We start from the raw sequence: 22,453 nt of genomic DNA, 5'->3' as shown, positions 1-22,453 counted from the left end.
ACTTAAATTTTTTATACTTTTTTCGCCCTACCTCTAGGCTTTGCTACTCTTTCTTCTTTTGATTTTGCTTTTTCTTCATAGCCTAATTTATCAATGCGATTTTTTAATTCTTTTTTCAAAAATTTAATTAATGCCTTATATTCTTTTAATTTTTCTTGAGTTGTAACTTTAAGCTTTGCTTCTTTTTTCTTTGTACTCATTAAGGTACTTACGAGTTGTTTTTCATTCATATCTGAATATTTATCATAATCAACTGACATTTCTTATCCTTTTGAAATTTTAAAAAGATTATAGCATTTTATGTTTATTTTGTAAAAGAATTTAAAAGAAAATTTAAGGGTTTTCACCCTTAAATTTTAAAATTTCTTAGAACCAAGAAGTTCTCTAACGCTTGCTACTATTTTATTTATTTCAAGGACTATATTATTAGTTTTGTTAGCTATTTCAGCATTGTCAGTAGCAATGCCTTTTATATCGGCTATTGATTTATCAATTTGTGCGATATTATCAGTTTGTCTTTTAATAGACTCACTCATATCATTTACGCCTTGTATTAAGACATTGATATTTACCTCAATTTCGCCTAAGGATTTTTGAGTTCTTTCAGCTAACTTACTAACCTCATCAGCCACAACCGCAAAGCCTCTACCTTGTTCTCCAGCCCTAGCTGCTTCTATAGCTGCATTAAGGGCAAGTAAATTTGTTTGTTCTGCTATATCTTTAATGATATTTATGATTTCTCTAATATCATCTGCTTGTTTTATAGTAGTATTTGCATTTTGATTAATGGTTTGCATAGCCAAGGATATATTTTGCGTTGCAATTGAGGATTGTTCTAAGTCAGCTGCTTGAGTGGTATTTCCTTGAGTTAAATTTCCAACATATTCTTTTAAACGCTCACTTTGGTCTTCAAGCTTACCAGAAAGTTGCGAAGAAGATAAAAGCAAGTCTTTTACTTCAAAGCCTAGTTTATTAACAGCCCTTTCAATATAACCCTTTGGATTTTCAAAAGACGCAGTAAAATTAAAGTTATCATATTCTCTTAAAATTTCATCTATCTTATTTAAATCACTTCCAACCTTATCTTGTAAGACATTAAACATTTTATTTAATAAATCTTGCAAATCTTCTAAGTCAGGATTTTTTGGATTAGTTTCTAGTTTTATATTTAAAGTTCCTTTTTCAACATTTTTAGCTGCTTCTGCACTAGCCTTAACCATAGCATCATCTCTTTTCATAGCCTTTTGAGTGCTTACTATATTTTCATTTATCAAAGTTCCCATTTGTCCTATCTCATCTAGTACTGTTATAGAGGCTAGTTTTGGTGCATCTTTTATATCATAATTGATATATTTAAAGAAGTCAGTTAGTACTCTTTTGAGATTATGAAGTCTAGCAGAAACTCTAAATTGCACATAAAGATATATTAATGCAATAGTAATTATAGTAGCAATGATACTTCCTATAATTATACTACTTTGAATTGTAGTAAGCGAGTCAAGGACTTTGTCACGATGTACCACGGTTAAAAGAGTCCAGATATTATCTAGACTTTCGTGAAGTTTTACAGAAGCAATCCCTGCTAGATAATCACTATCTCCATCTATTTCTGTATATTTTAATGCTGTGCTATCATCATTTTTCATAGCATTTGTAATTGATGTTGCCATAACTGTATTTTCGGTAAAGAAATTCTTGCCTACATATTGATTATCAGGGTGAAGTAAGATAGTTCCATCTTCACTTATCAAAAATTTTCTATCCCCTTCAAATACTTGTCTTCTAGGGTCTAGTATAACTTGTGCAATTTGATTAAAATCAACTATGGCCCCAAGTGCTCCAATTACTTGCTTGTTTCTATTTAAAATAGGGGCTACTATATTTATGCCAAATAAATTTTCACCGCCTACGTTAAAATGATGAGGAGAACCAAAGCTTAATCTTTTTTGATTTATAGCTATTGAAACGGAGTCTAAATTTGCTATATTCATATCAGCGTTTATTATATCAACTCCACCTTTTTTAGAAGGTTCTTTATCATCAACTAAAATCATAAAATCGCCATTTGGAAGCAAATGTTCGTGCAGGTTATGTTCTCTTGCATACTGAGAATAGCCCGTGCTCGCTTTTAAATAAATATAGGCAAAACTCATATATGGATTTGTTTCTATTGATGAAATTAAGATTTTATCAAATACTTCTTCATTTATCATAGCCGTATTGCTATATTCAAAGGCAGCATTTATAGCTTGTTGAGAAACTTCAACTGTGTTAAAAATTTCTCCCATAATACCTTCAAGTCTATTAATAGAGCGGGAATTTGCACTTATTAAGAGGTCTTTGCCATCTTCTTCTAAAACTCCACTTACTTTATAGGTTATAGTCATTGTAAGAAAGAACATAATGATAATAACAACTAAGCCAGCCATAGAGGTAATCTTTGTGCCTAAATGCAATCTAGAAAACATTGCTTGTCTCTCCTTTTTTAAAATTGTCCCCATTTAATTGTAATATGGATTATAAACTTATTATTGTGAACCAAATATAAATTCTTATCAAAAAAACCTTTTTTTTTTTTTTTTTGTAACTAATCGAAACTAGAGCGATAAATATTATATATTATAGCTAATAAAGTTATTTATTTATAATAAATTTGTAACTTTTTCTAAGCGATTTTAGGGCTTTTTTTGTCTTAAATATTGATAAGTGTTATTAAAAATAAGGAGAAAAATTGTATGATTAAAAAAGTTTTGAAATTTGGCAAAAAATTATTAACGAGTTGGTTATAATTTAAAAAAGTGAGATTATTCTGCAAAAAATTAGCATTATGTTATAATTTTGCTAGTTTAGTTAAAATTTAAAAGGAGAAAAATATGCAAATTGATTATAAAAAATATGTCAATATGAGTGAAAAACAGCTTTTAAATTCTCTCTCAAATATAGATGAAAAAATGACAAAATTAAAAGTTTCAACTCAAGAAAAATTAAAGGATTTTATAAAATTAAAAAAATTTTTAAAAACGCAGTTAAAAAATCGTATCGATAAGGAATTTATACCTTATGAGAAGTCAACAGCTCATAAATTAGCACAAAAGCTTGAATCTAGTTTAAGCAATGAGGAAAAAGCAGAAATAAATAAAGAATTAAAACGACAAATTCATGGTTTATAATATATGGGTTATAAAGTTACAATCAGAAAAAAAGCTAATAAATTTATTAGAAAAACTGGCTAAAAACAATCCTAAACAATTTAAAGTTATAGATAAATTTATTTTTATACAACTTAGAAGCGAAGAAGAATGCCCTTGTACTTTGCCAAATGCAAAAGATTTAAAGAGCTTTGATGACAATCGTTATCGCTGGAGACTCGATGATTATAGGATAATAGGTATAGTGCAAAATAACGAATTTAAAATTATACACATAATTAAAATTTCAAAAAGAGATGAAAGTACTTATAAAGGCTTATAATAAGCTAAATGCCTTAAATTTGGCACAATTTTAAAAAGCTTTAAACTTTGCTTAAATTTGACATTGCGTTTTTTTTTTTTTTGTATATAATTACGGTGCAACTACGAAAGGCTCCCTACTTGAAAATACTAGTCCCCTACATATAGTAGGGTGGCTTTTGAGTTGTCTAGCTTTTTTTAAATTTTAGAAAATAAATTTTTGATATTGTAATAATTTAATAAGTATTCTTTTGTATAATTACTAAAAAAATAATCATGGTAAATTAGAATGAAACACGAACAAACTAAATATATTTTCGTTACAGGTGGTGTTTTAAGCTCTCTTGGCAAGGGAATAGCCGCTGCTTCTATAGCTACACTTTTAAAAAATTCAGGTCTTAAAGTAAGTATGTTAAAGGCTGACCCTTATATAAATGTGGACCCTGGTACAATGAGTCCTTTTGAACATGGAGAGGTTTTTGTTACAGATGATGGGGCAGAAACGGATTTGGATTTAGGACATTATGAACGTTTTTTAGATGAAAATTTAAGTCAGCTTAATAATTTTACCACAGGACGGGTTTATCAAAGCGTTATAGAAAAAGAAAGAAGAGGGGAATATCTTGGAAAAACTATACAAGTTATTCCTCATATAGTTGATGAGATAAAAGAAAGGATTAAACAAGCAGGGAAAGACCAAGATATTTTGATAGTAGAAATTGGAGGAACGGTTGGAGATATCGAGGGTTTGCCATTTTTAGAAGCCATTAGGGCATTAAGGCTTGAGGTTGGTAAAAAAAATGCTATGAATATACATTTAACCTTAGTTCCTTTCATAAAGGCAGCGGGTGAGCTTAAAACTAAGCCAACTCAACATAGCGTAGGGGAGTTAAGACGTATAGGTATAAGCCCTGATATGATAATTTGTCGTAGCGAAAAGCCTTTAAATAGAGAACTTAAAGATAAAATAGCTATTTCTTGTGGAGTTGAAAAAAATAGCGTTATTGAAAGCGTTGATGCAGCAAGTATTTATCAAATTCCACTAGCCTTTTTAAATCAAGATATATTAAGTGCCATTTCTAATACCTTACACCTTAAAAATTTAAAGCCAAATATGCAAAACTGGGATAATCTAGTAAAAAGGGTAATCGCCCCAAGTAAAATGATAAAAATTGCCTTTGTTGGAAAGTATATCGATTTAAAAGAAAGTTATAAGAGCTTAACTGAGGCCTTAATTCACGCAGGGGCAGCACTTGATACGCACATTGATATAAAATGGGTTGATAGTCAAAAACTTGATAATTTAGAAGAAAATTTAAAAGATGTAAGTGGTATTTTAGTACCTGGAGGTTTTGGGGAAAGAGGAATTGATGGAAAAATGCTAGCTATTAAATTTGCAAGAGAAAAAAAGATAGCATTTTTAGGAATTTGCCTTGGTATGCAGTTAGCCTTAATAGAATTTGCTAGGAATGTTTTAAATTTAAAAAATGCCCATTCTAGCGAATTTGATAAGGATTGCAAAGAAGCTATTATTTATTTAATAGATGAATTTATAGATGCAAATGGTACTAAACAAATTCGAACTAGTAAAACGCCTTTGGGTGGCACAATGAGACTTGGGGCTTATGAGTGCAAGATTAAAGAAAATACTTTATTAAGTGAAATTTACTCACATAAAAAAAGCATTAAAGAAAGGCATCGCCACAGATATGAGGCCAATCCTAAATTTAGAAAAGATTTTGAAAATAAGGGTTTGATAGTAAGTGGAGAAAGTGATGGTTTAATAGAGGTTGTAGAATTAAAAAATCATCCTTTTTTTATAGCTACGCAGTTTCACCCTGAATTTACTTCAAGGCTTGAAAGGGTTAATCCTATAATTTATGCCTTTATAAAAGTAGCGATTGAAAATGAACAAGGTAGATAAAAAAATAGATAAAATTGAGATTAAACGCATATTAAAGCAACGTTTTGATATGGATATACACAATAAGCTTTGCGATTTACCTTTGCCAAACTGTTTAAAAGATGCTTATAAGGCTGCTTATAGGATTAAAGAGGCTATTGAAAAAAATGAAAGGGTTGCAATTGTCGGTGATTATGATGTCGATGGCATTATATCTTGCGTTATAATGTCTGAATTTTTCACTGATATAGGCTTTGATTTTATAATTAAAATTCCTAATCGCTTTAAGGATGGATACGGCTTAAATAAAAATATCATAAACGAACTTGATGTTGATTTAATAATAACCGTCGACAATGGCATAGCAGCCATTGAGGCAGGGGAATTATGTGCTAAAAAGGGTATTGATTTAATAATAACTGACCACCATACCCCCCTTGATATACTACCTAAGGCCTTTGCTATAATTAATCCAAAACAAGCAGATTGTGAATTCCCTGATATTGAAATTTGTGGGGCACAGGTGGCTTGGTATTTGATAGCTGCCTTAAAACAAGTGTGTAAATTAAATTATAATATGTGTAAATTTATAGAACTTTTAGCTATAGCTATTGTGGCTGATATGATGGAGTTAAGGGATTTAAATAGGGTTTTGGTAAGAAAGGGTATAGAAAATATAAATAAATCAAAAAGGGTAGCCTTTAAGGCTATAAAGCAATATTATCAAAAAGATAAATTTAGTATCGATAATATAGGCTTTTTAATCGCCCCTCTTATAAATAGTGCTGGTAGAATGGATGATGCAAGTGTTTCTTATAATTTTTTATTTACAAAAGATTATGATGAGGCTCAAAAGTACTTAGAACAAATTATTAGCTTTAATGAAAGTAGAAAGGATGAAGAAAAGCTACTTTTTGATGAGTCTTTAACTCAAATAGATGATAATGAATCTTGCGTTATTGCCGCGGGTAAGGACTGGCACGATGGGGTGCTTGGCATAGTAGCAAGTAGATTAGCAAAACATTTTAATAAACCAGCTTTTGTTTTTTCTATACATGAAAATAAGCTTAAAGGAAGTGCTAGGGGTGTTGGCAGGATTGATATTTTAACCCTTATTAATAAAGCTAGTGCTTTGCTTATAAATTATGGTGGACATAAGGGGGCGGCTGGATTGTGTTTAGAACTTGAAAATTATGATAAATTTAAAAAACTCATTCAAGCAGAAAGTGCAAAGATACCACAGGATTGTTTTTATGACACAGATGAAATTTTAGGTATTTTAGAACCTGATGAGATAGACTTTGAAATGCTTGAACTTTTAGAATCCTTTGAACCATTTGGGCATAAAAATCCAAGACCATATTTTGTACTTAAAAATTTAAGGGTGAAAAATAAAAAGATTTTAGGTAAGAATAATAAGCATTTAAAACTTATTTTAACCAAAGAACACAAAACTCTCGAGGCCTTGTTTTTTAACTTTGATAGTGAGCCAAATGTAAATGATACTATTAATGTTTTAGGGTCTATTTCTAAAAATGAATTTCGCTCACTAGTTACTCCACAATTTATAATTCGAAAAATTTCACAAGAATAATTAAAAAATATTTTGTATTAATTTAATAATTATTAATATCCTAAGTTATTTACTCTTATTTATAACATATACCATAGAACCAAAGCCTATGATAACTATAATAGCTATAAATATTAGCTCAACTATATCTAATAAATTCATATTTTCTCGTTCCTTTCCTTAAGTTGCCCACAAGCTGCTGAAATATCAAGCCCCTTACTTTCCCTTATGGTACAAGTTATGCCTTTTTTACTTAGATAATCTTGAAATTTTATTGCATTTTCAAGGCTTGGACGCTTATAAATACTTCCTTCGTGAGGATTAAAAAGTATTAAATTTACTTTTGCTTTTATGCCATTTAATAATCTAACAAGCATCTTTGCGTGTTCTATTTTATCGTTAGTATTATCAATTAAAAGATATTCAAACATTACTCTTTTTCGTTCATCAATAGGAAATTTTTTAACCGCATCTATTATACTAGCTATATTATAAGCCTTATTTATAGGCATAAGTTTAGTTCTTAATTCATCATCTACGGCATGTAAAGAAATAGCTAATAAAACTCCTAAATTCATTTTTCCAAGCTTAATTATTTGCTTTGCTAAGCCACTTGTACTAATGGTTTGTCTGCGTGGACTAATTGCTAAAGTATCATTATGAGATAAAATTTTTACTGTCTTTGCTACATTTTCAAGATTATCCAAAGGCTCACCCATTCCCATATAAACTATATTTACTCGTCTTTCATATGGAATTTTATTGTGTTTTTTAATCCATAAAACCTGTTCTACAATCTCTCCAGCACTTAAATTTCGTTTTAAGCCATTCTTTCCTGTAAGGCAAAAGGTACAACCACTTCTACAACCAACTTGAGATGAGATGCAAATAGTATATTTTTTATGTGAGATTAATTTTCCATTTTTATCATATTTTTCTTCTTTCATAGATAAAAGCACAGATTCTATACACATTTTATCTTCTAATTCAAAAAGATATTTTATACTTTTATCCATACTTTCTTCGTATTTTATACATTTAATAGATGAAAAATAATATTTTTCATTGAGTTCTACGCGCAAATTTTTAGGTAAAGAACTCATAGCTAAAAAATCATCTGCATACTTTTGATAAATCCAATTAAAAATTTGTTTCACACGAAACGTGGGCTTAATATCAAGTTCACTAGGCAATAGATTTAATAAATTTATTTTTTCTTTCAAAAATAGTCCTTAAATTAAATTTTTATCTTTTAAAAAAATTTCAAGTTTTTCTTTTGCTTTTTTGTGATTTTGTAAAAAAGTTTTATGAGCGTTTTCATCGCAAAAATTTGTAGCACACAAATAGCAAATAGTAGGAAGTTTAAATTTTTGTGCTACTTTTAAAACGGCAAAGGCTTCCATATTTTCAAGCTCTAAACCAATTTTTGCAAATTCTATACTAGCGTTTTTATTTTGACATATATAATTGGATGAATTTACCTTGTAACTTTTTTTTGTTTCACAAGAAACATTTTTAATTTCATTTGATATAGGTGTATAAAAATTAGCATTTAGCATTGAAAATTCTATATTAAATGCGTGTGTGCTTGTGTAAATTTCTAAAAGCTTATTATTGTTATCATAAAGACCACAGGTACCTATAAAAATTAATTCTTTTGGTTTTAATTCTAAACAAAGTTGTGTCAAATTTATACTAGAATCAATTAAACCAACACCTATGCTTTTTGCAAATTCAAATTCTTCATTTGCACCTGCACAAATTAACATTTTTTTCCTTAATATATGAAATTTTAAAATAATTCTAGCTAAAAAGACTTAAGATTAAGAATTTTTAGGTACAATGCGTTTTAATGATTAAGGCAAAAAAGCACTATGGGCAAAATTTCTTGTGTGATAATAGTATTTTAAACAGAATCATCCAAGCCATACCCAAAGATACAAAAAATATAGTTGAGATTGGGCCTGGCTTAGGTGATTTAACGCAAGAGCTTTTAAAGATTTGTAGAGTAAAAGCTTATGAGATAGATATTGAGCTTGTTTCATTATTAAAAGATAAATTTAAAAATGAGATAACTCATAATAGACTAAAATTACTTCATCAAGATGCAAGTGAAGCATTTTTGCCAAACCTTGATGATGAAAAGTATTTTTTGGTTGCAAATTTGCCTTATTATATAGCAAGTCATCTTGTTTTAAAAAGTTTGGAAGATGAGCATTGCTTAGGGCTTATTGTTATGATACAAAAAGAAATGGCTTTGAAATTTTGTGCCAATGAAAAAGATAGCGATTTTTGTGCACTAAGTGTTTTAACTTCATTGCTTTGTAAAAGAAAAATACTTTTTGAAGTAACTCCATTATGTTTTAATCCACCACCTAAGGTAATGTCTGCAGTGGTTTATATGGAGAAAGAGCGAGAATTTAAAGATTTTTGCGAACTTAGCAGTTTTAAAAGCTTTTTAAGAACTTGTTTTAAGGCTCCAAGAAAACAACTTCTTAGGAATTTAAAGCCTTATAAAAATGAGCTTTTAAACTTTTTTAGTCTATGTAAAATTAGTGAAAACATAAGACCTCACGAATTAGATGCGAAATCATACCTTAAAATTTATGAAAAATTAAAGGATAAATATGAGCGAAAATAATAAAAACAATAATAACCCAAATTTAACTTCTAAAAAAAATAAAAGTTATAAATACAAGAATCGTAGAAAAAAACTTGCAGATTCTATTAATAATCAAGATGAAAATTCGCAAAATATTCAAAACGCTCAACCAAATACCCAGCAACAAAAAAGCAAAAACGAAACAGCTAAAAAGAAAAAGAGAAACCGAAATTTACCTTCTAAATTAAGTGGTAATGAAGAATGGCAGATTGCTTTAGCTAAGTGTATAGAAGCAAATAGAATTTCACATGAAACTCGCTTACACCCTCTTAAACATAATAATTCAAGCGAGTTTAAACTTCGCATTACTCCACTTGGTGGCCTAGGTGAAATAGGTGGTAATATATGCGTTTTTGAAACAAATTTAGATGCTATTGTCGTTGATATAGGTATGAGTTTTCCTGATAGTACTATGCATGGTATTGATATTATAATACCTGATTTTGATTATATTAGAAAGATAAAAGATAAGATTAGGGGGGTTGTGATTACTCATGCACATGAAGACCATATTGGTGCTGTGCCTTATTTTTTTAAGGAATTTTCTTTTCCTATTTATGCAACTCCACTTGCATTAGGTATGATTGCAAATAAATTTGAAGAACATGGCTTAAAAGAAGCTTGTAAGCTTTTTCGCCCTGTTCAAAAACGCAAAATTTATGAAATAGGTGATTTTAATATAGAATGGATACATATAACCCATTCTATAATCGACGCATCTGCACTAGCTATTAAAACAAAAGCTGGTACTATTATCCATACTGGCGATTTTAAGATTGACCAAACGCCTATTGATGGCTATCCAAGTGATTTAGGACGTTTAGCACAATATGGAGAAGAAGGCGTTTTATGCTTATTAAGCGATAGTACAAATTCGTATAAAGAAGGCTTCACAAAAAGTGAAAGCTCAGTTGGTCCTACCTTTGACCAAATTTTTTCTAAAAGTAAGGGTAGGGTTATAATGAGCACCTTTAGCTCAAACATACATCGTGTTTATCAAGCTATAAGTTATGGTTTAAAATATGGACGCAAGGTCTGTGTAATAGGGCGTTCAATGGAAAGAAATTTATATACTACTATGGAACTTGGTTATATAAAACTTGATAGAAAAATTTTTATTGATGCTGATGAGGTAAGTAAATTTAAGGATGAAGAAGTGCTAATTATTACCACGGGCTCACAAGGTGAAACAATGAGTGCTTTGTATAGAATGGCAACTGATGAGCATAAATTTATTAAGATTAAGCCAAGTGATCAAATAATTATTTCAGCTAAGGCAATTCCTGGTAACGAGGCAAGTGTTTCTGCTGTGCTCGATTTTCTTTTAAAGGCTGGTGCAAAGGTAGCATATCAAGAATTTACCGAAATTCATGTAAGTGGCCATGCTAGCATAGAAGAACAAAAATTAATGTTAGGCTTAACAAAGCCTAAATTCTTTTTGCCAGTTCATGGTGAATTTAATCACATAAATAAACACAAAGAAACAGCTTTAAAGTGTGGAATTGATGAAAGAAATATTTATTTAATGAGCGATGGGGACCAAATAGAACTTTGTCAAAAATATATAAAGCGTATAAAAACCGTTAAAACAGGCAAGGTTTTTGTGGATAATCAAATAAATAAACAAATCGCAGAAGATGTCGTAAAAGATAGGCAATACCTTGCAGATAGTGGAATAGTAGTTGTTGTAGCTCAATTTGATAAGGCTAATAAGGTGCTTATTGGAAAGCCTAGGGTGTTTAGTTCGGGCGTAGTAGCTGATAAGCAAGATAACGCATTTAGTAAGGAAATGTCCGAATTGCTAGAACAATTTTTTATTAATGTTAAAGATGAGTTTTTAAATGATGTTAGATTTTTAGAAAATCAAATTCGCCAAGCTATAAGAAAGCATATTTTTAGAAAATTAAAAAAATACCCAACTGTAGCCCCTACTATTTATATAATGTAAAAATTTTTCAAGCTAAATTATTAAATTTAGCTTGACTTATAGCTACTATAATGTTTTATAATACAAACAAAACATTATTTAAAGGAGCTACAATGCAAGAAAGAAGAGATTTTTTAAAAAAATCAGCAAAGATTACAGGTGCTTTCATGGGACTTGGTTTGTTATTTAATACAAAGACCTTTGCAAAAGAAAATTCTAATCCTATTTTAGATAATACTCAAAATTTTATTATGAGTGCAAAAAATGGTGAACGTATTCCAACTAAGGCTTATGCAGCACATTCAAAAGAATGGAAATTTAAGCCCTTTTCTTTTACTCGCCATGCACTTGGTCAAAACGATATTTTAATTGAAATTTTGTATGCTGGAATTTGTCATAGCGATTTACATTCAGTAAGTGGAGACCATCATGGCACTACTTATCCTATAGTACCTGGTCATGAAATAGTAGGTAGGGTAGTTGCAGTAGGACAAAAGGTTAGTAAATTTAAAATAGGAGATTATGCTGGTGTTGGTTGCATGGTAAATAGTTGTGGAGAATGTGATGCTTGCAAAAGAAGCGAAGAACAATTTTGCGAACGTGGCAAAAGTATTTTTACTTATAATAGCGTTGATTATTTTCACGGCAATGAAAATACCTATGGAGGCTATTCAAATAATATAGTCGTAAGTGAAAATTTTGGCATAAAAGTAGCAAAAGATGCTGATATTTCAAAGATAGCACCCTTGCTTTGTGCAGGGATTACTACTTACTCGCCTATTAAATTTAGCAAGGTAAAAAAGGGTGATAAGGTAGCAGTAGCTGGGCTTGGAGGCTTAGGACACATGGCGTTAAAATATATGATAGCCTTGGGTGCTGAGGTAACTTGCTTTGATATAGTACCTAGTAAGAAAAAAACAGTTTTAAAACTTGGGGCAAAAAGATTTATTGATGTAAATAGTGATGATTTTAAGAAAATAAAAAATGAATTTGATTTTATCATTAGTACTATTCCTTATGAATATGATATAAATGCTTATCATAAAATGCTTAAATTAAATGGAGAAATGGCTATTGTTGGCCTACCTGTTAAGGCAAATATAAATGGGGCTGATATGATTTGGAATTTCCGTAAGAAAATTTATAGCTCACTTATTGGTGGTATTAAAGAAACTCAAGAAATGCTTGATTATTCTATTAAAAATAATATATACCCAGAAGTTGAGATAATCCCTATAACTAGGCTAGATGAAGCTTATCAAAATGTAGCAAAGGGCAGAGTTGAATTTCGTTATGTTATAGATATGTCAACCTTGTCTTAAATTTAAAAGTGGAATTTAATCAAAAATTCCACTTAAAATACTATCAATATACTCATCGGCCTTAAATTCTTGTAAATCTTGCATTTGTTCGCCTACGCCTATATAAAAAATAGGCAGTTCAAGTTCTCTTGCTATGCTAAATAAAGCCCCACCTTTAGCCGTCCCATCAAGCTTTGTAATAATCACGCCATCAAGTTTTATAAGTTCATTAAAGGCCTTAGCTTGTAAAATTCCAGCATTGCCTTGCGTTCCATCAAGTACTAAAATTTTTCTGTGAGGTGCCCCGTTTAGTGCTTTATTTGCAATCCTAACTATTTTATCAAGTTCTTGGGCTAAATTTTTTTGATTTTGTAAACGTCCGGCTGTATCAATTATAACCCTATCAAAATTCTTTGCAATTGCTTTATTTATAGCATCAAAGGTTACAGCAGATGGGTCGTGATTTTGCTTGGTTGCCACTATATCAATAACAAGCTTATTGGCCCATAATTTAAGCTGTTCAATGGCACCAGCCCTAAAGGTATCACAAGCAGCTAGTATAATCTTTTCACCTTGATTTTTATACAAAAAAGCAAGTTTTGCAATGCTAGTTGTTTTACCAGCCCCATTTACCCCTAAAATCAAATCCACAAAGGGTTTTGTTTGTGAAAAATTTGGTAAATCATAGATAAAATAAGCACCCATAACCCTTTTTAAATCTGCTTTTTTTACTTCATTATCAGGTGGTAAGTAATATATAATCTCTTCCACAATTTCATAACTAATATCAGCTTCAAGTAAAATCTCTTCTAATAAATCCTTAGTGATTTTTTTATCACTAGGTCTAATAGTGCGTATATTGTCAATGGTTTTTTGTAAGCCTTTTTTAAAAAAATCAAGCATTAAAACACAGCCTTTGAAATTTCAATATCAAGCATTTCAGGTGCGATTACACCTAAATATTGATTAAACAATTCCCCTTTTTTTGTGTATAAAAACATAGTAGGAATGCCATTTATCCCACCAACTGCCCTAGCAAAAAGATAATTATTTTCACCGTTTGCTATTTGATAATTTATAGGATATTTAGCTAAAAATTCATCTAATTCGTTTTGTTCTTTATCTTCAAGCAAAATTCCTATGATATTAAATTTATCTTTGTATTTTTCTTGCATTTTGTTAAGTTCTGGTATTTCAGCCAAACAAGGAGCACACCAAGTTGTAAAAAATACAAATAAGGTAGCCTTATTATTTGTACGAAATTCAAGCTTACCAGCCTCGGCCTTAATATTTAAAAGCTCTCCGTTTAAAAATTTTAGTTCAAAATTTAACTTTTCACCCTGTGATAAAGAAGCATTTATTGTAGCATTTGAGTCTTCTACTTTTTTATCATCACTACAAGCATTAAAGATAAAAAATACAAAAAAAGCTAATAATAAATTTTTAAATTTCATAATTTTCCTTTCATAAAAATGTTAAAATTATAACCAAACTTAACTAACAATAAGGCAATCTGTGCAAAAAGACGAATTTAGGACATTACAAAAACAAAGGCTTAAAAATCAAGTTGATTTTAAATTTAGACAAGATTTTAAAGTATTTAAAGAATGTTTATTTTTAATTAAAAAATTCAAAGCTAAAAGAATATTACTTTATTGTTCCCTTAAATACGAGCCAAATTTGTTACGATTTCGCCAAAAATTAAGTAGACATTGTAAAATTTTTGTTCCATTTATGAATGATATAAGCTTTAAAATTGTAAAATTAAGATTGCCTTTGTCTCAAAAAAGATTTAAGGTTTTAGAACCTAATAATTCTTTTTTAAACACCAGTATTGATTTGGCAATAGTTCCTGTGATTGGTGTTGATAAAACTTTAAGAAGAATAGGGCATGGACACGGGTTTTATGATAGATTTTTTGAAAATGTAGGGGAAAATTTTGTAATTATATTTACACAAAGTATAAATTCTTTAAGCGATGAATTTGTCTGTGAAAAACACGATGTACAAGGTGGATTTTATATAAATCCTTATAAAAAATATTATAGGAAAGGTAATGACAATAGAACTTATCATAGTTGCAGTTATCGCCGTTGTTTTGGGCGTAGGTCTAGGCTATTTAATAGCAAAAAAAATCAACGACGCAAAATATCAAATTTTTGTAGAACAAGCTAAGGCTAAGGCTAAGGCTATAGAATACGAGGCCGAACTTGTTTTAAAGGATGCAAAAAATTCGGTGTTAAATGCTGAATTTGAAGCTAAAAAAAAGTATGAAGATAAAAGTAGGCATATACAAAAAGAATATAATCAAAAATTCGATGAATTAAATAAAAAAGAACAAAAACTTTCTAGTCAAAGTAAGAAAATTCAACAAAGCGAAAAAGAACTTGAAGAAAATAAAAAATTAACCGAAGAACTTTACGATGAAAGCATTAAGATAAAGGACCAATATTATGCAAAGCTTGATGAGGTGGTTAAGGTTTTAGAACACTCAGCAGGTCTTACTCAAAGCGAGGCAAAGGAAATTATCTTAAAAAAGGTAGAAGAACATTCTAGGAATGAAATCGCCCATATTGTTAGAAAATATGAAGAAGAAGCAAGAAATGAAGGAAGAAGAAAGGCAAATTATATTATCGCCCAGGCTACTTCTCGATTTGCTGATGAATTTGCAGCTGAAAGATTAATAAATGTTATAAATATAAAAAATAACGATTTAAAGGGTCGCATTATAGGTAAAGAAGGGCGAAATGTTAAAACGCTTGAAATGGTACTTGGAGTGGATATTATCATAGATGATACCCCAGAAACCATTATTGTAAGCTGTTTTAATCTTTATAGAAGGGCAATTGCTACTAAGGTGATTGAACTTTTAATTGAAGATGGTCGAATTCAACCAGCTAGGATAGAAGAAATTCATGAAAAGGTATGTAAAGAATTTGATAAGTCGATTTTAGATGAGGGTCAAACTATACTTATGGATTTAGGTATAAATAACATGCACCCAGAAATTGCAAAATTAATAGGCAAACTTAAATATCGTGCAAGTTATGGACAAAATGCCCTTTCTCACTCCTTAGAGGTTGCTCACCTTGCCGGTATTATCGCAGCTGAGTGTGGGGGTGATGAAATTTTAGCTAGAAGGGCAGGAATTTTACACGACATAGGTAAGGCTTTAACTCATGATTTTCAAGGCTCTCATGTTGATTTAGGTGCTGAACTTTGCAAAAGATATAAAGAACATGAAGTAGTTATAAATGCAATTTACGCACACCATGGACATAAAGAAGCTACTAGTATTGAATCAGCAGCAGTTTGTGCAGCAGATACACTAAGTGCGGCAAGGCCTGGTGCTAGACGCGAGGTTTTAGAGGCCTTTTTAAAAAGGGTTACTGAGCTTGAAGAGATTGCAAAAAGCAAGGACGGTATTAAAAATGCCTATGCTATAAATGCAGGGCGTGAAATTCGCGTTATTGCTAATGCAAAGCTTATAAATGATGATGAAGCCGTGCTTTTAGCAAAAGAAATAGCTAATGAAATTCAGGAAAAGGTACAATACCCAGGCGAAATAAAGGTAAATGTTATAAGGGAACTAAGAATTAGTGAGTATGCAAGGTAAGATATGCAAGAAACCATTGATACTTTGTTAAAATATGGCTATGTTTTTTTATTTATTTATTCTTTAGGTGGTGGAATGGTTGGAATTTTAGCAGCCGGCGTTTTAAGTGCTAGTGCTAAAATGGACCTTTATACTAGTATACTTGTTGCCTTTGTGGGAAATGTAATAGGTTCTAGTTTACTTTTTGTGCTTGGAAAATACTATAAAAAAGATTTAATGCCTTATTTTAAAAAGCATCGTAGGAAACTTGCACTAGCCGTTATTAAGATTAAACAATATGGCTATATCTTGCTTTTTGTTCAAAAATTTATTTATGGACTTAAAACCTTTATCCCTATAGCTGCTGGACTTGCAAGGTATAATACAAAAAATTTCTTTTTTATAAATTTGTTTGCTAGTTTAATATGGGCTATTTTGCTTGGATATGTAGCCTTTATTTTTGGTTGGTTTATTGAGTTAATCTTTGATAAATTAGGAAATTATCCTTATATAGCACCCTTATTTTTAGTTATACTAGTTATATTAATCTTATTTTATTTATCTAAATTTTCAAAGAAAAAAGGTGTTAGCACTTAGCTTTAAGAATGCAAATTATAGCATTTATAAAGAACTTATTTGGCTTATTTTAGGGCTTTTGTGTATTTTTATTTTTAATTTAATCTTAGAATACAAGCATTTTTTAGACTTTAAGGAAAGTAAGCATATAAGCATAAGGGATGCTAAAATTTTACAAGCCTATAAAAAAAGCACAAAAAAGGGTAAGTCTTATAATGTTTTAAAGTTAAAAACTAAGGAATTTAGCTTTTATACCACAAGTTATAAGGATTTTAATCTAAACATAAATGATTTAATTAGCTTAAAGGCAATTACGACAAATGTGACTTTTAAGGACTATCTATCAAAAACATTTTATATGCCAAGCTATTATTTAGATATAAATTCAAGCAAAAAAGAAATAAACAATAAATTAGTTTCTTATTTTTTAAACCAGCATGACAATGCTAAGATTAAGGAATTTTACGGGGCATTATTTTTTGCAAAAAATATTTCCTTAGAACTTAGAACGGATGTAAATTATTATGGAATCGCTCATTTAATAGCTATTAGTGGCTATCACATAGGCTTACTATTTTCAGTTATATTTTTTATATTAGCCCCACTTTATAGCTTTTTTCAAAAACGTTTTTTTCCATATAGAAATTTAAGATTTGATTTAAGCTTGATTATTTTTATCTTGCTTTTAGCATATGCTTATTTAATAGGCTTTACCCCCTCCTTTATTCGCTCTTTAATAATGGCTTTTTGGGGTTTTTATCTGCTTATTAAAAATATTAAAATTCTAAGCTTTGTAAATTTATTTATGAGTATTTGTCTTTGTGTGGCACTTTTCCCACAACTTTTATTTAGTGTAGGCTTTTTATTTTCAATACTTGGAGTTTTTTATATTTTCTTATACTTGCATCATTTTTCAAGGTATTTTAACACTATAACTAATATTATATTATTAAATATATGGGTCTTTTTAGCTATGATATTACCCGTGCTTTATTATTTTCCGCTAGTGTCTTTACAACAATTTTTAGCCATTATTTTAAGTGCTGTTTTTATAGTGTTTTACCCCTTAGTTTTATTTTTGCATATTATAAATTTGGGCTTTTTACTAGATAATATTTTGATTGAATTTTTCAATTTTAAAATTTATGCAATCAATGTTAAAATTAATTTTTATGTCTTTATAAGCTATATCTTATTTTCTTTGCTGAGTATTCGTTTTTCTTACTTGGGGCTTTTTTGTGTCTGTCTTAATTTTATTCCTTTCATCTTGATATTTACTTAATGAATAATATGCCTTTAAGCCAAAAAGATAAATAACCCATGATATATAAATCCATATAAAAAAGAATAAAATAATAGAAAAAGACCCATAAACACTAGTATAAGTTTTATTATAAACTATATAATACACAAATAAATTCTTGCAAATATACCAAAACATAGAGGCTAAAAATGAGGTAGTAAATAAGGCCTTTAAGCCTCCTTTTTGCAAAGAACTAGAATAAGATACAAAAAATAAGCCCCAAACGATAATAAATGGCAAAATTTCAAAAAAATTAAAGCCTATTTTGTAATCATCAAGGGTTTTTTGTATAAATCCTGATATATAAAAACTTAGTCCAAGGCCCAGTGGTACAAGGGTTAAAAGGGTCCAATAAGAACTAATGCTATGCCATAAATTTTTTGGCTCGTTATCGCTAATTTTATTTATTACAAAATCATAACTTGAAAAAAAGGCTAGCGAGGTTACTGCCATGGCAATAAGTCCAAAAATTCCTAAATTTACACTATTTGTTAAAAAGGTATCTAAATAATTTGCTACCAAATCTTGCTGGTCAGGTATTAAAAAGGTAAAAATTATTTGTTTTGCCTTTGAGTAATGTTCTTTAAAGCTTGGAATTTGCGTAAAAACAGAAAAGCATACAAATAATATAGGAATTAAGGATAAAATCGTATAAAAACTTAAAGACGAGGCATAATTAAAAATTTCCTTGTCTTTTAAAACAGCCAAAAGTCTAAATATTTTTTTTAGCATTAAAGTCCCATTTTGTAAGGATTTAGTATATTATTTGGGTCAAAGGCTTTTTTAATACTTCTCATTAAATTCATTTCAGTCTCGCTAAAAGCTAGTTTCATAAAAGGAGCCTTGCTAATGCCTATGCCATGTTCACCACTTAAAGTTCCACCCAAAGCTATAGCCAGCTTAAAAATTTCTTCAACCGCCTCGTATCCCTTTTTAACCTCTTCTTCGTTATTTTTATCGCTCACCATTACATTAGTATGCACATTACCATCTCCTGTATGCCCAAAACAAGGCACCTTAAAGCCATATTTATTAGCTATTTCATTAATGCCTTTTAAAAGGGCTGGTAGCTTTGAACGAGGCACTGTGATATCTTCATTTAACTTTAAATTTCCATACATTGTAATAGCTTGTGAGCAATTTTTTCTTGAAAACCAAATATCATTGGCTTCTTGTTCATTTTGTGCTATTTTAAACTCACTCGCTCCGGCTTCTAAAAAATAATGCCTTAAATTTTCTAATTCTTTTTCAAGCCCTATTTCTACATTGCCATCAACGTCAGTTATTAAAATAGCTCCTGCATCAAGTGGTAAGCCCTTGTGAAATTTTTCTTCAACTGCTCTTATGCTAAGATTATCTAAAAATTCCATACTCACAGGATTAACCCCATTTGCAAGGCTTTTAAATACTGCATTCATAGCATCTTCAACGCTTTTAAAAATTCCCATAGCTGTTTTTTTAAATTTAGGCATAGGGATTAATTTTAAGGTAAGCTCACTTAAAACGGCTAAAGAACCCTCGCTAGCTATTAAAATTCCGGCTATATTATAGCCTGCCACATCTTTAATAGTGCGTTTTCCTGCCCTTATTATCTTTCCATTTGGCAAAACTGCCCTTAATGCCATAACATAATCTTTTGTTATTCCATATTTTGTCGCTCTCATTCCCCCGGCGTTTTCACTAACATTACCACCAAGAGAAGAATACTCCATACTTGCAGGGTCAGGTGGATAAAAAAGCCCATGTTTAGCAACTTCTTTTTGTAAAGCTATATTTACTACTCCAGGTTGTACTATAGCTACTAAATTTTCAAGGTCTATTTCTAAAATTTTATTCATATGTTTTTCAAAGCCAAGTATTAATCCTCCACTTTGTGCAAGTGCCCCTCCTGTAAAGCCAGAACCTGAACCTCTTGGGATAATGATAAGCTTGTTTTCATTACAATATTTTAAAATTTTAACTATATCTTCTTCATTTCGTGGAAACAAAACACCATCAGGCAAATAATGCTTTCTTGTCGCATCATAACTATAAGCTCTTTTATGCATATCATCAAAAAAGGCATTATCCTCGCCTAAAATTTTTTTAAAAAATTTAATATGCGTTTCATTCATTTTTTTTCCTTACGCTATAAAGGTCTATTAAGGTTTCATAATAATTAAAAAAATTGCTTATTTGTTCTGAGGTAAAATCTAAAATTCCACTCTTATAGCCACCTATTCTAGAATAAAAAGGCACTTGTATGCTACTTGTCTTTGGAATTTGACTTTCATAAAGCACCACAAAGTCTTGACAATCTACATATTTTGCCTTTTCTTGCAAGGCAAAAATAACTATGCCCGTAGTATTATTTGCACAAAATTTTCTAAAATCAGAACGTTTTGGAGAAAGCACAGAGGTGCGTATTAATTGAGCCCCTAAAATATCAATATGAGTAAAATATAATTCTTGATTATTTAAGTGTATGTAATTATAAATTTCTTCATCCGGGGCTATAATTACAGCCCTATCATATAAAAAATTTAAAATAACCTCATCACCTTCTTCTGGCAAGATATTTGGCAGGGGTAAGGCACTTTGTTCAAGTGCATCAAATACACTAAATTCCAGTTTTGCAACGCCGTTTATCTTTTGTATAACCCTAGCCCTTGCAACTATGCTTTTTGAATCGCCAAAAGAATGTATTATAACCCCACTTGAACCTATGATAAAATTAGAATCATCCTTAATATATCCATAAATATCATCTACCCTTAAAAGTGTACTTGTGGTGGGTTTTAGATTAAATTCAGCAAATAAAGTTGTACTTAAACATAAAAAAAATATTAAAATTTTTAACAAATTTTTCTCCTTATTTAATACGAACTTGTATTATAATCATTTTTCGTTAAATAATTGTAAGAAAATTAAAGTAAAATATAGCTTTTAGAATCATTTTTTAAGCTATTGTCAGGATTTTTAATGAAAAAACTACTTTTTTTACTCATCTTTTGTACACATTCTTTTGCGGCCTTGATTATGGAAGAACTCACTTGGGAAAGCGGTGATACCTTGTTAATGTTTTTACAAAGACACTCAATCCCACTAGCCCTTTATTATGAACTTGATAGAGAAGATAAAGAACTTGCCTCAGAAATTGCCTCAAAGATTAAATATCAAGTGTTAAAAGATGAGAATGAAAATTTAGAACAGGTTTTAATACCAATTAGTGATGAATTATTTATCCATATTTACAAAAATAAAGATAATAAATATATGCTAGATTTTAGCCCTACTATTTATGAGTTAGAAAAAAATGTATTAAATTTAACCATTAAAAATTCAGCTTATCAAGACGTATATGAAACTAGTGGTAGCACCACGCTTTCAAGGGCTTTATTAAGGGCTTTCAAGGGCAGTATAAATTTTAGAAATATTAGAAAAAACGATAAGGTATCCTTATATTACGAACAAAAAAGAAGATTAGGCAAGGTTTATGGAGATATTACAATCTACATGGCAAGCGTGCAAGTTAATAAAAAAACAAGCGAGGTTTATCGTTTTGATGACAATTTTTATGCAAAAAGTGGTAAGGAAATAGGGGCTTCTTTCTTGATAACTTCGCCTATATCAAATTTTAAACGTATCTCATCTCATTTTACTACGGCCCGTTTTCATCCTATCTTAAAAAGATATAGGGCACACCTTGGTACAGATTATGCTGCAGCTACTGGCACTCCTGTTTTAAGTGCAGGAAACGGGGTTGTAAATTTCATAGGTTCACAAAATGGATATGGTAAGGTGCTAAAAATTCAACATAGTTCAGGCTATACTACCTTATACGCTCATTTAAGTCGTTTTGCAAAGCTTAAAAAAGGACAAAGCGTAAGGCAGGGGCAAACTATAGGTTATGTGGGTTCTACTGGTATGAGCACGGGGCCACATTTACATTTTGGCGTTTATTTAAACAATAAAGCAATTAACCCACTTTCTGTTATAAAGGTTGCTAAAAAAGGACTTGAAGGGGCTAAAAAAGAAAAATTTAATGCCTTGGTAAAAGAGTATAAGCAAATAGTACAAAATCATATTTCCCAAAACCTACCAAATCCTATTAAGGCTATGGATTATGAGAATTTTATAGAGTTTTAATTTATAACAATAGCTTTTTTTGCCTCTTTGATTATT

20 protein-coding genes and 2 pseudogenes are annotated in these 22,453 nt (G+C 30.1%); 12 read left to right on the top strand and 10 right to left on the bottom strand.

The features are described 5' to 3' along the window. Positions 1–11: 11 nt before the first annotated feature. From FMM56_RS01495 to FMM56_RS09365, 3 genes and pseudogenes are all read right to left on the bottom strand, one after another. On the bottom strand, positions 12–260 hold the full coding sequence (locus tag FMM56_RS01495; protein WP_150140857.1) for a hypothetical protein: 249 nt from the start codon (positions 258–260) through the stop codon (positions 12–14). Positions 261–356: 96 nt separating this feature from the next. Beyond that, positions 357–755, bottom strand: a pseudogene (locus FMM56_RS09370) (methyl-accepting chemotaxis protein); the annotation flags it as partial. Positions 756–1,814: 1,059 nt separating this feature from the next. After that, positions 1,815–2,213 (bottom strand): annotated as a pseudogene (locus tag FMM56_RS09365) (hypothetical protein); the annotation flags it as partial. Positions 2,214–2,873: 660 nt separating this feature from the next. Here FMM56_RS09365 and FMM56_RS01485 point away from each other — a divergent pair. From FMM56_RS01485 to recJ, 4 genes are all read left to right on the top strand, one after another. Continuing rightward, the gene (locus FMM56_RS01485) at positions 2,874–3,170 is read left to right on the top strand and encodes a hypothetical protein (RefSeq protein ID WP_150140853.1); all 297 of its coding nucleotides are present in this window, start codon (positions 2,874–2,876) and stop codon (positions 3,168–3,170) included. After that, the gene (locus FMM56_RS01480; protein WP_223811456.1) at positions 3,160–3,471 is read left to right on the top strand and encodes a hypothetical protein; all 312 of its coding nucleotides are present in this window, start codon (positions 3,160–3,162) and stop codon (positions 3,469–3,471) included. The genes FMM56_RS01485 and FMM56_RS01480 overlap by 11 nt, the downstream gene beginning before the upstream one ends. Before the next feature lie 267 nt (positions 3,472–3,738). Then, on the top strand, positions 3,739–5,373 hold the full coding sequence (locus tag FMM56_RS01475; protein WP_150140851.1) for a CTP synthase: 1,635 nt from the start codon (positions 3,739–3,741) through the stop codon (positions 5,371–5,373). Next, positions 5,357–6,946 carry a single-stranded-DNA-specific exonuclease RecJ gene (gene recJ, locus FMM56_RS01470; protein WP_150207571.1) on the top strand — a complete coding sequence of 530 codons (1,590 nt, stop codon included), beginning with the start codon at positions 5,357–5,359 and terminating at the stop codon, positions 6,944–6,946. The genes FMM56_RS01475 and recJ overlap by 17 nt, the downstream gene beginning before the upstream one ends. A gap of 137 nt (positions 6,947–7,083) precedes the next feature. Here recJ and rlmN read toward each other — a convergent pair whose 3' ends face one another. After that, positions 7,084–8,148, bottom strand: a complete 1,065-nt coding sequence (gene rlmN, locus FMM56_RS01465) for a 23S rRNA (adenine(2503)-C(2))-methyltransferase RlmN (protein WP_150207569.1) — start codon at positions 8,146–8,148, stop codon at positions 7,084–7,086. Positions 8,149–8,157: 9 nt separating this feature from the next. Beyond that, complete coding sequence (locus tag FMM56_RS01460) at positions 8,158–8,694, bottom strand: purine-nucleoside phosphorylase (RefSeq protein WP_150140845.1); 537 nt, start codon at positions 8,692–8,694, stop codon at positions 8,158–8,160. A gap of 83 nt (positions 8,695–8,777) precedes the next feature. Between FMM56_RS01460 and rsmA the strand changes: the two genes are divergently transcribed. The 3 genes from rsmA to FMM56_RS01445 all read left to right on the top strand — a co-directional run bounded on the left by rsmA (position 8,778) and on the right by FMM56_RS01445 (position 12,836). Next, the gene (gene rsmA, locus FMM56_RS01455) at positions 8,778–9,566 is read left to right on the top strand and encodes a 16S rRNA (adenine(1518)-N(6)/adenine(1519)-N(6))-dimethyltransferase RsmA (protein ID WP_150180395.1); all 789 of its coding nucleotides are present in this window, start codon (positions 8,778–8,780) and stop codon (positions 9,564–9,566) included. Continuing rightward, positions 9,547–11,535 (top strand): ribonuclease J, encoded by a 1,989-nt coding sequence (locus tag FMM56_RS01450; RefSeq protein WP_150207567.1) that lies wholly within the window; start codon positions 9,547–9,549, stop codon positions 11,533–11,535. The genes rsmA and FMM56_RS01450 overlap by 20 nt, the downstream gene beginning before the upstream one ends. Positions 11,536–11,765: 230 nt before the next feature. Then, on the top strand, positions 11,766–12,836 hold the full coding sequence (locus FMM56_RS01445; protein WP_190319003.1) for an NAD(P)-dependent alcohol dehydrogenase: 1,071 nt from the start codon (positions 11,766–11,768) through the stop codon (positions 12,834–12,836). 15 nt (positions 12,837–12,851) lie between these two features. Here FMM56_RS01445 and ftsY read toward each other — a convergent pair whose 3' ends face one another. Continuing rightward, positions 12,852–13,718 (bottom strand): signal recognition particle-docking protein FtsY, encoded by an 867-nt coding sequence (ftsY, locus tag FMM56_RS01440; protein ID WP_150140839.1) that lies wholly within the window; start codon positions 13,716–13,718, stop codon positions 12,852–12,854. Next, on the bottom strand, positions 13,718–14,269 hold the full coding sequence (locus tag FMM56_RS01435) for a TlpA family protein disulfide reductase (protein ID WP_150140837.1): 552 nt from the start codon (positions 14,267–14,269) through the stop codon (positions 13,718–13,720). Before FMM56_RS01435 ends, ftsY begins: the two co-directional genes overlap by 1 nt. Before the next feature lie 61 nt (positions 14,270–14,330). Between FMM56_RS01435 and FMM56_RS01430 the strand changes: the two genes are divergently transcribed. The 4 genes from FMM56_RS01430 to FMM56_RS01415 are packed head-to-tail and all read left to right on the top strand — an operon-like array spanning position 14,331 to position 18,268. Further along, a complete protein-coding gene (locus FMM56_RS01430) occupies positions 14,331–14,990 on the top strand; it encodes a 5-formyltetrahydrofolate cyclo-ligase (protein WP_150140835.1) in 660 nt (219 codons plus the stop codon). Further along, positions 14,872–16,431, top strand: coding sequence for a ribonuclease Y (rny, locus tag FMM56_RS01425; RefSeq protein ID WP_150140833.1), 1,560 nt, complete (start codon positions 14,872–14,874; stop codon positions 16,429–16,431). Before FMM56_RS01430 ends, rny begins: the two co-directional genes overlap by 119 nt. Before the next feature lie 3 nt (positions 16,432–16,434). Beyond that, a complete protein-coding gene (locus FMM56_RS01420) occupies positions 16,435–17,007 on the top strand; it encodes a DedA family protein (protein WP_150140832.1) in 573 nt (190 codons plus the stop codon). Further along, positions 16,994–18,268 (top strand): ComEC/Rec2 family competence protein, encoded by a 1,275-nt coding sequence (locus FMM56_RS01415; RefSeq protein ID WP_411675289.1) that lies wholly within the window; start codon positions 16,994–16,996, stop codon positions 18,266–18,268. The genes FMM56_RS01420 and FMM56_RS01415 overlap by 14 nt, the downstream gene beginning before the upstream one ends. Here FMM56_RS01415 and FMM56_RS01410 read toward each other — a convergent pair. The 3 genes from FMM56_RS01410 to FMM56_RS01400 are packed head-to-tail and all read right to left on the bottom strand — an operon-like array spanning position 18,179 to position 21,130. After that, positions 18,179–19,021 carry a YihY/virulence factor BrkB family protein gene (locus tag FMM56_RS01410; RefSeq protein WP_150140830.1) on the bottom strand — a complete coding sequence of 281 codons (843 nt, stop codon included), beginning with the start codon at positions 19,019–19,021 and terminating at the stop codon, positions 18,179–18,181. The two genes, FMM56_RS01415 and FMM56_RS01410, sit on opposite strands and share 90 nt — an antisense overlap. Further along, a complete protein-coding gene (locus FMM56_RS01405) occupies positions 19,021–20,403 on the bottom strand; it encodes an FAD-linked oxidase C-terminal domain-containing protein (RefSeq protein WP_150140828.1) in 1,383 nt (460 codons plus the stop codon). The genes FMM56_RS01410 and FMM56_RS01405 overlap by 1 nt, the downstream gene beginning before the upstream one ends. Next, positions 20,396–21,130 carry a plasminogen-binding N-terminal domain-containing protein gene (locus tag FMM56_RS01400; RefSeq protein WP_150151234.1) on the bottom strand — a complete coding sequence of 245 codons (735 nt, stop codon included), beginning with the start codon at positions 21,128–21,130 and terminating at the stop codon, positions 20,396–20,398. The genes FMM56_RS01405 and FMM56_RS01400 overlap by 8 nt, the downstream gene beginning before the upstream one ends. Before the next feature lie 120 nt (positions 21,131–21,250). On the opposite strand from FMM56_RS01400, the gene FMM56_RS01395 reads away from it, so the two are divergent. Then, entirely contained in the window at positions 21,251–22,417 is a 1,167-nt protein-coding gene (locus tag FMM56_RS01395) for a M23 family metallopeptidase (RefSeq protein ID WP_150207565.1), read from the top strand. Positions 22,418–22,453 lie beyond the last annotated feature (36 nt).

The organism is Campylobacter sp. LR264d (genome assembly GCF_008633895.1).
GTDB lineage: Bacteria > Campylobacterota > Campylobacteria > Campylobacterales > Campylobacteraceae > Campylobacter_D.
Note: the sequence above shows the minus strand (reverse complement) of the source record. Positions and strands in the feature narration are given on the sequence as shown.

Bases quoted from the DNA above. Each gene is read 5' to 3' on its own strand.
- FMM56_RS01495 (WP_150140857.1), bottom strand. From the start codon at position 260: ATGTCAGTTGATTATGATAAATATTCAGATATGAATGAAAAACAACTC.
- FMM56_RS01485 (WP_150140853.1), top strand. From the start codon at position 2,874: ATGCAAATTGATTATAAAAAATATGTCAATATGAGTGAAAAACAGCTT.
- FMM56_RS01480 (WP_223811456.1), top strand. From the start codon at position 3,160: ATGGTTTATAATATATGGGTTATAAAGTTACAATCAGAAAAAAAGCTA.
- FMM56_RS01475 (WP_150140851.1), top strand. From the start codon at position 3,739: ATGAAACACGAACAAACTAAATATATTTTCGTTACAGGTGGTGTTTTA.
- recJ (WP_150207571.1), top strand. From the start codon at position 5,357: ATGAACAAGGTAGATAAAAAAATAGATAAAATTGAGATTAAACGCATA.
- FMM56_RS01460 (WP_150140845.1), bottom strand. From the start codon at position 8,694: ATGTTAATTTGTGCAGGTGCAAATGAAGAATTTGAATTTGCAAAAAGC.
- rsmA (WP_150180395.1), top strand. From the start codon at position 8,778: ATGATTAAGGCAAAAAAGCACTATGGGCAAAATTTCTTGTGTGATAAT.
- FMM56_RS01445 (WP_190319003.1), top strand. From the start codon at position 11,766: ATGAGTGCAAAAAATGGTGAACGTATTCCAACTAAGGCTTATGCAGCA.
- ftsY (WP_150140839.1), bottom strand. From the start codon at position 13,718: ATGCTTGATTTTTTTAAAAAAGGCTTACAAAAAACCATTGACAATATA.
- FMM56_RS01435 (WP_150140837.1), bottom strand. From the start codon at position 14,269: ATGAAATTTAAAAATTTATTATTAGCTTTTTTTGTATTTTTTATCTTT.
- rny (WP_150140833.1), top strand. From the start codon at position 14,872: ATGACAATAGAACTTATCATAGTTGCAGTTATCGCCGTTGTTTTGGGC.
- FMM56_RS01420 (WP_150140832.1), top strand. From the start codon at position 16,435: ATGCAAGAAACCATTGATACTTTGTTAAAATATGGCTATGTTTTTTTA.
- FMM56_RS01410 (WP_150140830.1), bottom strand. From the start codon at position 19,021: ATGCTAAAAAAAATATTTAGACTTTTGGCTGTTTTAAAAGACAAGGAA.
- FMM56_RS01405 (WP_150140828.1), bottom strand. From the start codon at position 20,403: ATGAATGAAACGCATATTAAATTTTTTAAAAAAATTTTAGGCGAGGAT.
- FMM56_RS01395 (WP_150207565.1), top strand. From the start codon at position 21,251: ATGAAAAAACTACTTTTTTTACTCATCTTTTGTACACATTCTTTTGCG.